The organism is Hoylesella nanceiensis DSM 19126 = JCM 15639 (genome assembly GCF_000379965.1).
Taxonomy (GTDB): Bacteria; Bacteroidota; Bacteroidia; order Bacteroidales; family Bacteroidaceae; genus Prevotella; species Prevotella nanceiensis.
This window is the reverse complement of record NZ_KB904327.1, coordinates 705,063-718,874: the sequence shown is the minus strand read 5'-3', so window position 1 is coordinate 718,874 and position 13,812 is coordinate 705,063. Positions and strand designations below refer to the sequence as shown.

Here is a 13,812-nt window from a genome sequence, read left to right as displayed (position 1 = left end):
TTTGTGGGCAAGGTTCACTATTATCGTTAACCCCTTTAATACAAGTAAGTATGGACATCGAACACGTAAGAAGTAGATTCATCAAACATTTTGATGGAAAGACAGGTAATATTTATGCTTCACCAGGTCGTATTAACCTTATTGGAGAGCACACCGATTATAACGGAGGATTTGTTTTTCCAGGTGCAGTAGATAAAGGTATTATGGCAGAAGTGCGCCCCAATGGCACTGATACGGTAATGTGTTACTCAATAGACCTTAAAGACCGTGTTGAATTTAAAGTAACAGATCCTGAAGGTCCACATACTTCATGGGCAAAATATATCTATGGTATTGTTCAAGAAATGCGCAAACTAGGTGTTGATGTAAAAGGTTTCAACACAGCATTCTCTGGAGATGTGCCCTTAGGAGCAGGTATGTCATCATCTGCAGCACTTGAAAGTTGTTTCGCTTTTGCTTTGAATGATCTTTTCGGAGATAACAAAGTTGCTAAGTGGGATATGGTTTTGGCAGGTCAAGCAACCGAACATAATTATGTAGGTGTTAAGTGCGGAATCATGGATCAGTTTGCAAGTGTATTTGGAAAAGAAGGAAAATTGATGCGACTAGATTGTCGTTCAAGAGAATTTGAATATTTCCCATTCGATCCAAAGGGCTACCGTTTAGTACTTGTTGATTCAAAAGTAAAACACGAGTTGGCTTCTTCTGCATACAACAAGCGTCGTCAAAGCTGTGAAAATGTAGTGGCAGAGCTTCAAAAGAAATATGCTGATAAGGTGATTGAAACCCTTCGTGACGCTGATTGGGATATGCTTGAATCAGTGAAAGCTAATGTTTCTGAAGAAGATTATAAACGTGCTCATTTCGTATTAGGTGAGAAAGACAGAGTTCTTGCAGTATGCGATGCACTTGAAAAAGGTGACTATGAGACAGTAGGAGCTAAGATGTATGAAACTCATCATGGCCTAAGCAAAGAATATGAAGTATCTTGTGAAGAGCTAGATTACCTCAATGAAGTGGCTAAAGAGAACGGAGTTACAGGTAGTAGAATCATGGGTGGAGGCTTCGGAGGCTGCACAATCAACCTTGTAAAGGAAGAACTTTACGACAAGTTTATTGCAGATGCTAAAGCAAAATATGAAGCAAAATATGGTAAAACACCTGGTGTTTACGACGTTGTAATTAGCGAAGGCTCAAGAAAAATATCATAATCAAGATATAAAAGAGTAGTAATTACGATGTAAAAGTATTGCTGTTATGCCCTAAAAGCATTACTATTGCGATATAAAAGCATCATTATAACAAAATTATATATCGAGGTTATAGACAAAGAAAATGGCAATTATACATTAGTGTAATTGTCATTTTCAAATAATAAAGCATTTATACCAATGGCAGATTATAGCTTTTAAAAGTTGTAGTCTGCCTTTTTCTGTCTCCTTTTCATTCTTAATGCTTATTCGTAAGGGAGTTTTCGAATTGTTACTTTACAATAAAAACACCCAAACATGTTGCGGGGTTCAAATAATTATTATACTTTTGCACATAAGAGAACATTGTGCAAGCAATATTAAACATTAAGAAAAGTATTATGTCAATATCTAAAACACGGCAAAAATTGGTTGATGTTGCCCGACAGCTGTTTGCTAAAAACGGTATAGCCAACACCACAATGAATGATATTGCAGTTGCTTCTGGAAAAGGGCGACGCACTCTTTACACTTATTTTAGTAAGAAAGACGATGTTTACTACGCTGTTATCGAATCAGAGTTAGAGCGTTTATCTGACCGATTAGATGAGGTGGCAGCAATGAAAATGCGTCCTCAAGATAAGATTATTGAGCTTATCTACACACACTTAAGTATGATTAAAGAGACAGTTGTGCGCAATGGAAATCTTAGAGCAGAGTTCTTTCGAAATATTTGGATGGTAGAAAAGGTTCGAAAGAAATTTGATGAAGACGAAATAGAATTATTTCGAAAGGTTTATGCCGAAGGAAAAGCCGAAGGAGAGTTCGATATTGAAAACGTAGAACTTGTGGCAGACATCACTCATTATTGTATTAAAGGACTTGAGGTGCCCTTCATTTACGGGCGATTAGGTCATGGATTAACAGCCGAAAGCAGTAAGCCTTTGGTTGCTAAGGTAGTGTATGGAGCCTTGGGTAAGTCGGGATTAATTCTTTAAATCAAGCTAATTAATAAATAAACAATATTGATTCTTTAATAAAGAACATATAATAGTATTAATAATAAACAACATCAAAACATGGGATTATTAACAGGTAAGACTGCTTTAGTAACAGGAGCAGCTCGTGGTATTGGTAAGGCAATAGCTTTAAAGTTTGCCGCAGAAGGCGCAAATGTAGCGTTTACAGACCTTGTAATAGATGAAAATGGTAAACAAACCGAAGAAGAACTTCTTGCATTAGGCGTAAAAGCTAAGGGTTATGCTAGCAATGCTGCCGATTTTGAACAATCTGCTCAGGTTGTAAATCAAGTGAAAGAAGAATTTGGTTCAATCGATATTTTGGTTAATAATGCAGGAATCACAAAAGACGGATTAATGCTTCGTATGACAGAAGCACAATGGGATGCCGTTATTGGCGTGAATCTTAAGAGTGCATTTAACTTCATTCATGCTTGTACTCCAATCATGATGCGTCAACGTGGTGGTTCAATCATCAACATGGCAAGCGTTGTTGGTGTGCATGGTAATGCAGGACAAGCAAACTATGCAGCATCAAAAGCAGCTATGATTGCACTTGCTAAGAGTGTAGCTCAAGAGATGGGACCTAAGGGAGTGCGTGCAAATGCAATTGCTCCAGGCTTCATCGACACTGCAATGACACAAGCATTGAGCGACGAAGTACGTAAAGAATGGACAAGCAAGATACCTCTTCGCCGTGGTGGTACAGTAGAAGATATCGCTTCTTGTGCTCTATTCTTGGCTTCAGACATGTCTAGTTACATCAGCGGACAAGTGATTCAGGTTGATGGTGGCATGAATATGTAATGATAATAATCAGCAAAGTGAATTCTTAATACTTGCAAATCTACTCCTCTCGGGAGCAACTAAGATAGTAAGCGTTAATAATTCACTTTGTTTTTATACCATTCTTTCAAATCAATAATGCTCCTTTTTACTTGCAAGTGGAATGGAGTAGTATCTTAATACGTTGTTATTTAACTCAAAGAAGCATTTTATGCAGGTTCTTTACGAAGACAATCACATTATTATTGTGCACAAATCTAGTGGTGAAATTGTGCAAGGCGACAAGACAGGTGATACCCCCTTAAGCGATATTGTTAAGGCTTATATTAAAGAAAAGTATGCTAAGCCAGGCAATGTTTTTGTAGGAGTGGTGCATCGTTTAGATCGTCCTGTAGCTGGAATAGTGGTCTTTGCTAAAACCTCAAAAGCCTTGTCACGTCTTAATACGATGTTTAGTAAGGGCGAAGTGCATAAAACCTATTGGGCAATAACAGCCAATATGCCTAAAGAAGAGCAAGGAACGCTTGTTAATTGGTTAGTTCGTAACGAGAAACAAAACAAGAGTTACGCTTACGATAAAGAGAAACCTAATAGTAAGAAGGCTATTCTTAACTACCAACTTATTTCTAAAAGTGAGCGATATGCCTTGTTAGAGGTGGCTCTTCTCACAGGAAGACATCATCAAATACGTTGCCAATTGGCGCATATGGGCTGTGTTATTAAAGGAGATCTTAAGTATGGTGCACCTAGAAGCAATCCAGATGCAAGTATTTCTCTATTAGCACGTCGAATAGAATTTATTCATCCCGTATCTAAAGAACCTATCGTTGTAGAGGCTCCTTTGCCTGATGATAACCTATGGAGGGCGATAGCACCATAAAAGGGCGGTGCCCCTTCAGTATAAAACACTAACACATACCTTTGCTTTTATAATTACTTATTTATCAAATAAAACTATGCTACTACTCAAAAGTATTCCATTGGCTCTATTGTTAACTACTCCTTGGTTTCAAGTTCACCATAAACCTGTCATCAAAGCGCAAGCAACAAAGGTTTATATATGTACAGGTCCCAAAGCGCAAGTATTTCATGCCACCACCAATTGTAGTGGCTTAAGTCGTTGTTCGGGTTCAATCGTGTCGTTAACAGAGGCGCAAGCACGTGCAAAAGGACGACGTCCTTGCAAAAAGTGCTATTAATCAGAATCCTTTTTTATTCTTTTTCTTCTCAAAAGGTGTTTGTTTAGAATGATGAAATCAACTTCATAATCTTTTAGTTTAATGTAGTTGATATCTTAGTAAAATCCTACTCTCACTTTGATTTTATCTCATTTTTCTCTGTCTCTTATCGATTCAGGGCTTATTCTTTGTGCCTGTATCTTTTGATGTTAAAGCATTTATTTACTGATTGTTATATAGTATTGTTTTAAAAGTATTGCTATTACATTACAATAGCGATGTGTTTAGATGTTAAAAGCATAGAAAATGAGGCGAATAAACATTGCTATTAGGATGGGATATTATTGGAGCTTAAAGGTAGATATAAAGTGGTATTCTTTTCATACTATACTATAAATAGTTATAGAAAGCATTGAAAAAAGATGCTTTTAAATTACTTAAGAAAGTGAAAATAATTAATCTATATCATTGATTAGTGTATTTAGATTGACTTTTATCATCTAAATACATCTAAAATTTTGTTGTTACAAGATAAATGTGTAGTTTTGCAATCTCTTATTGTATAGATAATGAAGAAGAACTGAAATGATTAGGATAATAAAGTTAGGTGAAAACCGTTAAAATTTTTATAGTTTTTAGATTTAGTATACATAAGAAATAATCAATAAAAGAAAACTATGTAGTACTGTAAAAAAGATTTAACAGTAGTAAAAAATAAATTTTTAGACAACAATGAATAAAAAAAGAATGACATTCCGCACTCTTTTTGCGCTTGCATTTGGCCTATTGTGCTCATGTAGCAGTAACAATAGCGACGTTTTAGATAACGGTTCAAATTCAAATGGAAGTGCTTCAGGTGATAGTGATAAAGGAGTTGTATTTAACTTTACTGCAGAAGATTTCGGAGCAGATAAAGAAGTAGCAACTCGTGGTGTACAATCAGCAGTTAAGAGCAAAATTGTTGATTTAGGTAATGGTATCGAAGCTGTTGTAGAAGCAGAGAAAGAACAAGTTACTAAAGCACAAGCAACAAGAGCAATTAGCAACTCAAACTATACTATTTATGCTTTCCAATCAGGAGTTTTGAAAGCTTCTATCAAAGGAAAGTTCTCTGGCGGTAGATTTACTGCAGCTTCAGGATCACAAGGTTATATGTTACTTGATGCTGGAAATTATGATTTTGTTGCTCATAATGATGATGTATCATATTCTGGTGGTAAGTTTGTTAGTAGCAAACCCGAGTCTGCAATGATGGCAACACAAACAGAAACTATTGGTACTGGACGTAAGCAAACAGTAAGCTTTGCAATGAAACGTCTTGGTGCACGCTTTAAAGTGAAGTTCCAAACATGGGCTCCATTCAACGGAACAACAAGCTTCTCTGTTGTTTCTAAGACTGGAACAACAAAGCCAAGCAAGGTTTATTACGATCCAGCAACAAAAGCTTATACTCACGATAATGCATCTTATAGTGCGTCAAACACTCTTAACGGACAATTAGAGTCAGGTATAGAATCGGGCTATACATGGTATGGAACTGCTAATACTTATGCTTACACCTATCCAGGTGCAACACCTTCTGATTTAAATGTTAAGATCAATAGTGGTAGCTTATATGAAAAGAATCTTTCAAATGTATCAATTCCTTTAAGCTTTAGCTCTGCAATTACTTTCGCTGCAGGTGATTCTTATATCTTTAAAGTGAAATTATACTATAAGAAGACCTATCTTTTCAGCGATGGAACAACAGGTACTCTTCTTGCGAATATCACAAAGAACCCTGTAGCTATCGTTGTAGATGAGTCTAGAGGTTTAGCAATCGCATTGAAAAGTGCAGGAAATGGTGCAAATTATACATGGAATGAATTACCAAGAGGAAAGAAAACATCATACATTTATGCAAATAGTAACACAGGTTTAGGTCAGGCTATCAATCAATACACTGGTTCTTCACAAACTTGGGACCTATCATCAAGCTTGGGAAGTACTTATGAAAAGGTAGTAAAAGGAGATGCTCAATCACTTTATCCAGCTTTTTATGCAGCAGGACATTATACTTCTGGAGTTGCAGGTAAGAAGTGGTTCTTACCTAGTGTGGGCCAATGGAAAGTGGCACTTACATCATTAAGCAATCAAAATGAATCTGTTGTTACAAATGCAATGGGCAAGAACTATAGTTGGACTTATAGTATCGTGCGTGCTGCTTTTACACAAGCTGGCGGAACACCACTAGAGACTTGGTATTGGACTTCTGATGAACAGCAAAATCCTGGAATTGCAAATGCTTGGACTGTAACAGCAAATAGTAGTGGATTCACTTTTGGTAGTGCCTCAAAAGGAAAGAAAACAAGTAATAATTCTTTCACAGGAACACAAGTAAGAGCATTTATTACTTACAAGTAATTTTTTGATCTTTATAAATAGAACTCCTTTTATTTCTATAATAAACGATAGAAGTAAAAGGAGTTTTTCTTTATATATAAATAGGTGAGAAATGAAAAATAAGATATAATTTTATAGCAGAATTCAGAAAAAATAGCTTACTTTGCAGTTAAATTCGCTATGACCTAGCGCAGAACTATTTTTGAAATTCTATTATGAAAAAATATATTCGTTGGGTGTTGGTTGTATTATTAACTCCCATCGCACTATTTCTTATATTATCAATCCTTTTATATTGCCCACCAGTACAGCGTTGGGCAGTAGCTAAAGTGGTGCAGGTTGCATCTGAAAAAACAGGCTTAGACATCTCTGTTGAGAGTGTTAAGCTAGTATTCCCATTGCATTTAGGCGTAGAAAACCTAAAGGTATTACAGCAAAACGATAGTATTTCTACACGAAAAGATACCGTTGCCAATGTTAAAAATATGTTGGTTGATGTAGAACTACTGCCATTATTAAAAGAAAATATAGAGGTTGAGCAACTTAAACTCGAAGGAGTAAACTTTAATACCACCACATTTGTAGATGAAGCAAGAGTGAGTGGAGTGGTGAAAAACTTGCTTATTTCAAGTAAAGGAATAGACCTTCGCAATAAACTTGCCTTGATAAACACTGCTGTTTTAGAAGATGCAAATGTTAAAGTGCATATGAACGACAGTGTCCCCCCCGACACTTCAACAACCAAAAACGAGTGGAAAATAAAGCTGTTGAACCTCAAGATGAAGCGAACCAATGTGCAATTGCGTATGCCACACGATAGTTTATTTGTAAAAGCTCAAATAACTGATGCTGAAGTAATAGGTGGTTTGTTCGATCTTTTGCGTAAAAGCTATTCAGTAAGACAATTGGATTGGAAAGAAGGTGCAGTGAAATACGATCGTCCTTTTGAAACAGTTAAAAGAGGATTCGACTATAATCATCTTCAATTATCACAAATAGCAATAGGTGTAGATTCTTTTTCTTATAACCCAGAGAAATTGAATCTAAAAATCATTTATTGCACTTTACAAGATAAAAGTGGCTTAAAGATACAACGTGCGGGTGGTTCTTTTGCAATGGATAGTATGCACATGCAGCTTCCAAACTTCTTTTTAGAGACGCCATATTCAAAGTTAAAGGCACAAATGACTATGGATTTAAATGCTTTTGATGAGCGTAATCCAGGTAAGTTGAATCTTGCTTTGAATGCAAGTATTGCTAAACCCGACCTCATTGCCTATCTTGGTCCTGCTAACTCGGCAGCAATTCAACGCTTTCCAACCCATCCTTTGGTTATAACAGGTAATGTGCGAGGTAATATGAAGCATGTAACTATTGCTTCATTAAATGCTCAAATGGTGTCAGCTTTCAAGTTGAAAGCAAGTGGTTTCCTTGCAAATGTAAATCAACCCAACAACCTTGTGGGTGATATTGTGTTGAGTGGCAATAGTTATAATCTCGACTTTATTACCTCTTTCTTACCTTCTTCGGTTACAAACGTTGTGAGAATGCCTCAGAATATGACCTTAGATAGTCATGTTAAGATAAATGGTTCACGCTATAACACCACCTTTTATGTGAAGGAAGGAGTGGGACAAATCAGCGGTAAGGCGTTTGTTGATACCAAAAGTATGACCTATGATGCGCAAGTTAAAGCACATCAATTGCAATTGCAACGCCTAATGCCAAGCTTAGGACTTCAACCTTTTAGCGGAAATCTAGCCTTTAAAGGAAGTGGAACCGATGTATTTTCTCCTAAAACACGCTTAGACCTCAGTGCGGCAATAGAACAATTTGCTTATAATCACTATAAACTTAATAATGTAAAAGCCAATGCAACTATCAAAAATGGTAGGGCAAAGGTGTTTGTTGATAGTAAAAACGAATTGCTTTTTGGTACAATCGATGCAGATGCGTTGATGAGTAAGCGATTGGTTGATGCCACAGCGGTATGCAATCTCTCTAAAGCCGATTTGTATAAGCTTCGTATTGTGAATGAACCTCTTACTGTTGGATTTAGAGGTAGAGTGGGATTAACAACCGATTTAAAAGACAATTATAAGGCATTTGGTGATGTAGATAATATTATTGTACGTGATAGTACGAAAGATTATCACCCTCAACACGTTGTTTTTAATGCTGTAACACGTCGTGATTCTACTTATGCAAATGTTTCTTGTGGCGATTTTCAGTTACAATTGAATGCAAAAGGAGGCTATAAATATCTACTGAAACAAGGTAATGCTTTATCATCCATAGTTCAAAAGCAGATCCGTAATAAGCAGTTCGATTATCTTCAGATACAAAAGAAGCTGCCTTTAGCACATATCAACCTTACCACAGGACCGAATAACATGTTTATGAAAATCTTAAAACGTTATGGTTATAAGATTGGTTCGGCCAATATTGATATGCAGGCATCGCCTTCTATGGGCTTAAATGGTAGTGCAGAAATATATGATATCTATGCGCAAGCTAACCAAATCGATACGGTTCGATTTTATATGGTGTCGCAAGATAACCAATTGAAGTACACTGCTCAGGTGCGAAATGCTCCTGGAAACCCTCAATATGTATTTAATGCGCTCTTTGATGGTAGTGTGTTGAATAAAGATTTAACGCTCAATACGAAGTTATATGACTCTAAAAACAAACTTGCTTTGGCATTAGGTTTGCAAGGAGAGATAGAACCTAAGGGCGTAAGAGCGAGTATAAAAGATAAGAATGTTATTCTTGGTTATAAAGAATTTGCCGTGAATGACAGCAATTATGTTTATATATCTGATACGCAAACCATATATGCAGATGTGGCATTGTTGGCTAAAGACAAAACAGGTATTCACATATATAGCAACAATGAAAGTGAAGATGGAATGCAAGACGTAACTCTTTCGCTTCAAGATTTTGATGTTGCGCAGATGTTAAGCATCATGCCTTTCATGCCAAAGATGCAGGGAATGCTGAATGGCGACTTGCATTTTATGAAAAAGGATAAATCTATTTCAGTGTCATCGTCTATGAAAATAGATCGAATGGTCTATGAAAATAGTCCTTTGGGCAATCTTTCTACAGAGCTAGTTTATATGCCTTTGTCAGATGGAAGTCATGCTGTTGATGGCCGCTTGATGCGTGATAATCAAGAAATTGCAATTGTAGAGGGTTCTTATAATCCAACCAAGAAAGATGCGTTAGATGTGAACTTGTCTTTGCAACACACACCTTTATCTATCGTAAATGGATTTATTCCAGATCAGATAGTAGGTCTAAAGGGTTATGCAGATGGTACTCTTGCAGTGAAAGGAACGCCTGATAAGCCAAATGTAAATGGTGAGGTATATCTTGATTCCGCTTATCTTGTAAGTGTTCCTTATGGTATTGAGCTTAAAATGGACGATGACCCAGTACGCATTGTGGGAAGTAATTTACTCTTCGAGAATTTCAATTTCTATTCACATAACGAAGAACCGCTCTTAACTTCGGGTTATTTTGATTTCTCAGATCTAGATAATATGAAGCTCAATCTAAAGATGAAAGCCAATAATTATCTATTGATAGATGCTGAAGATAATGGAAAATCACTTGCATTTGGTAAGGCATGGGTGAACTTTGCAGGTTCTGTTGCAGGTCCATTATCGCAATTAAAGATGCGAGGAACGTTAGATGTATTAGGTTCAACAAGTATGACTTACATCCTATTAGATTCTCCATTGAATAACGATAACCGCTTTGAAGGACTCGTAACATTCGTTGATTTTAGAGAGAAAAAAGGTCAAGTGGTGAAGAAACCTACTGTAAATGGATTAGAAATGGATCTTAGAATCAATGTAGATAATGATGCTCATGTGCGTTGTGATCTCAATACTGACCATTCAAACTATGTAGATTTGATTGGAGGTGGAGAGCTTCGAATGAGATATAGTAATGCAAATGAAATTCAATTAAATGGCCGTTATACTATTAGAAGTGGTGAAATGAAATATTCTTTGCCTGTAATTCCTTTGAAAACCTTTATCATTGATGAAGGTAGTTATGTTGAATTTAAAGGAGAAGCAATGAACCCAACAATTCAAATTACAGCGACAGAGCAAAACAAAGCTACTGTTACTACTCAAGAAGGAGCTAAGAGAGCGGTGCTATTTAATTGTGGAGTGAAGGTGACAAACACCCTAAAGAATATGGGATTAGAGTTCATTGTGTCTTGTCAAGAGGATACAGATATCGCTAATCAGCTACAAGCAATGAGTAAAGAAGAGCGTGGAAAGATTGCAGTAACAATGCTAACCACAGGTCAATACTTATATGGTGGAGCCTCAAATAACTTCTCAATGAGTTCATCTTTAAACTCTTTCTTGCAGTCACAGATTAATGCTATCACAGGAAGTGCATTGAAAACCTTTGATATGAGCTTCAATATGGATAATAGTAATGATGCTTCGGGAAGTACACGAACCAATTATTCGGTTAAGTTTGCAAAACGATTCCTTGATAATAGATTAAATGTGATTGTCGGAGGAAGCTTCTCTTCGGGTGGAACAAACGTCGAAGGTACAAAAGATACCTTCTTAGATAACATCACTGTAGAATATCGTTTGAATCCTAACTCAAATAAATACCTTAAAGGTTACTATAAACGTGACTCGTATGATTGGCTTGATGGTTATATTGGAGAATATGAAGTGGGCTTCTTGTGGAGACGAAAACTACAACATTTCCAAGACATCTTCCGTTTTAAAACTAAGGAAAAGAAAAATAATGTCGTAGAGAATGATAGTATTCCCGCAGTTACTCAACCAACAAAAGAAGTAAAATAATGATATATAAAGCACTAAAAGAATATTTCAAAACATATCGTTTGGGTTTCCACCTATTATTAATAGGGGGCTTAATCCTTACATCTTGTTCTACAACTAAAAGTATTCCACAAGATGAACAACTTTTTGTTGGAATCTCAAAGATAAACTATGAGAAGAACGAAGATGCCAAACACTTCGTAACAGTGCAAGAAGAAATAGAAGAAGCGTTAGCTACTCAGCCTAATGGAGCATTGTTTGGAAGTAGTTCTTTGCGTTCTCCTTTCCCCATAGGACTATGGATTTGGAATGAGTTTAGTACAAAGAAGAGTGGATTAAGTAAGTGGATTACAAAGACATTTGGTAAAAAGCCTGTGTTAATAGCTAATGTAAACCCTGCTTTGCGTGCTTCTGTTGCACAACAAGTGTTGCGCTCTCATGGTTATCTTCGTGGTGAAGTAGATTATAATATCGAATCAACAGAGAATGTAAAAAAGGCAAAAGTGGCTTATAATGTCACACCTGGACCTTTATTTAGAATAGATTCAGTAGAGTTTGTAGGCTTTCCTGAGAGAGAAATGAATTACTTAAAGAGCCTTAATGGAGCTATTCTTTTGCATAAAGGCGATATTTTTGACGTCTCAAAGTTAGAAGAACAACGAGAAAGGATTTATAAAACATTCCGTTATAAAGGTCTTTATTACTATAAACAAGATTACACAACTTTCCTTGCTGATACCGTTTCTGTACCAGGAAAGGTGTTAACCAGAGTGCAATTGGTGGATAGTTTGAGCAAAGGAACATTAGATTCTTGGCGCATAGGTAAGGCATTGCTAGCTATTAAGACCTCTGCAGAGGAACAATTAACCGATTCAATGACCTATGCTCACTACAAAGTGTTTTTCAATGGAAATCGTCCTAGAGTGCGTCCAAAGGTTATTTTGCGTGAATTACGCCTTTTCCCAGGTCAGAAATACGATGATAGTAATTACACAGAGTCGCTTAATCGCCTTGGATCTTTAGGTATATTCAACAGTGTTGATATTAACTTTGCTCCCTTAGATACAGCTAGTAAGTCTAAAACAATGGACATGTTAATTCAAGCAGTGTTAGATAAACCCTATGATTTCTTTATTGAAACCAATGTAAAAGGAAAGACAACAGGACGTTTAGGCCCTGCTGTCGTACTTGGTTTTGCTAAGCGTAATGCCTTTAGAAGAGGTGAAATAGTGGAGTTTAACTTACATGGTAACTATGAATGGCAAACAGGTCACTCGTCAGAAGGAAACTCAACGGGCTTCAATTCTTATAGTTATGGAGGTGATTTGTCGTTAAGAGTACCCAAATTGTTCCTTCCTTTGGTGAAACAACATAAGCTATATCGTCCGCCTACATCAATAATTAAGATGTCTTCGGATATTGTTAATAGGGCAGGATACTTTAAACGCCACATCGTTTCAGGCGAATTGACTTTTAATTGGCAAACTTCTGTAAAGTCATCTTTCGAGTTTAGTCCTTTAATTGTGCAGTTCGACTATATGGCAAAGAGCACTCAGAAGTTCAAAGATATTGTAAGTAAGAGCACATATCTGCAATATACCATGCAAGATAAGTTCATACCAAAGATGTATTTCGCCTATACTTATAACAGTCCAAGCTTCTTTCAGAATCCTATACGATGGCAATTGGCTTTTAGTGAGGCAGGAAACCTTATTTCTTTAGGCTACCTTACAGGTGGATATCAGTGGAATAAGAAGAATAAGAAGATGTTTAAAAACCCTTATGCTCAATTCCTTAAGGTAGAAACCGACTTCACAAAAACATGGAAATTCAATGAGAAAAGCTCGCTTGTGGGCCATATCAATGCTGGATGTATATGGAGTTATGGTAATTCATCAATCGCTCCATACAGCGAACAATTCTATGTTGGAGGTGCAAATAGCGTCAGAGCGTTCAATATTCGTACGATAGGACCAGGTGCTTATCATGTAGATCAGACGCAAACATCATATCTTGACCAGACAGGCGATATCAAATTCTTAGCCAATTTAGAGTATAGAAGACATCTTATAGGTAACTTCTATGGCGCATTATTCTTAGATGCAGGTAACGTTTGGGCTCTAACAGAAGATTATAGAACCAACTCTACATTTAAAATAAAGAATGTATTTAAACAGATGGCGTTAGGAACAGGACTTGGAATTCGGTATGATATGCAGTTCCTTGTTATTCGAGTAGACTGGGGAGTGGCGTTACATACACCTTATTCTTCGGGTTTCTACAATATAAAGAGTTTCAAAGAAGGTCAGAATTTGAATTTTGCCATCGGTTATCCATTCTAAGAATAGAGGCTTAAAGTAGAACTTTCAACTCGAAATGAGTGATATAATAAAATAGTATAGATAAAGAAATAAACAATAATAAATTA

General features: G+C 36.4%; 8 protein-coding genes. All 8 read left to right on the top strand.

Annotated features, from left to right (window positions below; all coding sequences use genetic code 11):
- The first annotated feature begins 50 nt into the window (after positions 1-50).
- A complete protein-coding gene (gene galK / locus A3GM_RS0102990; RefSeq protein WP_018361906.1) occupies positions 51-1,211 on the top strand; it encodes a galactokinase in 1,161 nt (386 codons plus the stop codon).
- A 380-nt stretch (positions 1,212-1,591) separates the two neighbouring features.
- The gene (locus A3GM_RS0102985) at positions 1,592-2,188 is read left to right on the top strand and encodes a TetR/AcrR family transcriptional regulator (protein WP_025829648.1); all 597 of its coding nucleotides are present in this window, start codon (positions 1,592-1,594) and stop codon (positions 2,186-2,188) included.
- A gap of 81 nt (positions 2,189-2,269) precedes the next feature.
- Positions 2,270-3,016: a 3-oxoacyl-[acyl-carrier-protein] reductase gene (gene fabG / locus A3GM_RS0102980; RefSeq protein WP_018361904.1), complete on the top strand. Its 747-nt coding sequence runs from the start codon at positions 2,270-2,272 to the stop codon at positions 3,014-3,016.
- 190 nt (positions 3,017-3,206) lie between these two features.
- The gene (locus A3GM_RS0102975; protein ID WP_018361903.1) at positions 3,207-3,875 is read left to right on the top strand and encodes an RluA family pseudouridine synthase; all 669 of its coding nucleotides are present in this window, start codon (positions 3,207-3,209) and stop codon (positions 3,873-3,875) included.
- A 76-nt stretch (positions 3,876-3,951) separates the two neighbouring features.
- The gene (locus A3GM_RS10925) at positions 3,952-4,194 is read left to right on the top strand and encodes a hypothetical protein (protein WP_018361902.1); all 243 of its coding nucleotides are present in this window, start codon (positions 3,952-3,954) and stop codon (positions 4,192-4,194) included.
- 711 nt (positions 4,195-4,905) lie between these two features.
- Positions 4,906-6,576: a hypothetical protein gene (locus tag A3GM_RS0102965; RefSeq protein ID WP_044124332.1), complete on the top strand. Its 1,671-nt coding sequence runs from the start codon at positions 4,906-4,908 to the stop codon at positions 6,574-6,576.
- A 194-nt stretch (positions 6,577-6,770) separates the two neighbouring features.
- Positions 6,771-11,405, top strand: coding sequence for a translocation/assembly module TamB domain-containing protein (locus A3GM_RS0102960; protein ID WP_018361900.1), 4,635 nt, complete (start codon positions 6,771-6,773; stop codon positions 11,403-11,405).
- The gene (tamL, locus tag A3GM_RS0102955) at positions 11,405-13,726 is read left to right on the top strand and encodes a translocation and assembly module lipoprotein TamL (protein ID WP_018361899.1); all 2,322 of its coding nucleotides are present in this window, start codon (positions 11,405-11,407) and stop codon (positions 13,724-13,726) included. The genes A3GM_RS0102960 and tamL overlap by 1 nt, the downstream gene beginning before the upstream one ends.
- The last annotated feature ends 86 nt before the right edge of the window (positions 13,727-13,812 follow it).

Bases quoted from the DNA above. Each gene is read 5' to 3' on its own strand.
- A3GM_RS10925 (WP_018361902.1), top strand. From the start codon at position 3,952: ATGCTACTACTCAAAAGTATTCCATTGGCTCTATTGTTAACTACTCCT.
- fabG (WP_018361904.1), top strand. From the start codon at position 2,270: ATGGGATTATTAACAGGTAAGACTGCTTTAGTAACAGGAGCAGCTCGT.
- A3GM_RS0102965 (WP_044124332.1), top strand. From the start codon at position 4,906: ATGAATAAAAAAAGAATGACATTCCGCACTCTTTTTGCGCTTGCATTT.
- galK (WP_018361906.1), top strand. From the start codon at position 51: ATGGACATCGAACACGTAAGAAGTAGATTCATCAAACATTTTGATGGA.
- tamL (WP_018361899.1), top strand. From the start codon at position 11,405: ATGATATATAAAGCACTAAAAGAATATTTCAAAACATATCGTTTGGGT.
- A3GM_RS0102960 (WP_018361900.1), top strand. From the start codon at position 6,771: ATGAAAAAATATATTCGTTGGGTGTTGGTTGTATTATTAACTCCCATC.
- A3GM_RS0102985 (WP_025829648.1), top strand. From the start codon at position 1,592: ATGTCAATATCTAAAACACGGCAAAAATTGGTTGATGTTGCCCGACAG.
- A3GM_RS0102975 (WP_018361903.1), top strand. From the start codon at position 3,207: ATGCAGGTTCTTTACGAAGACAATCACATTATTATTGTGCACAAATCT.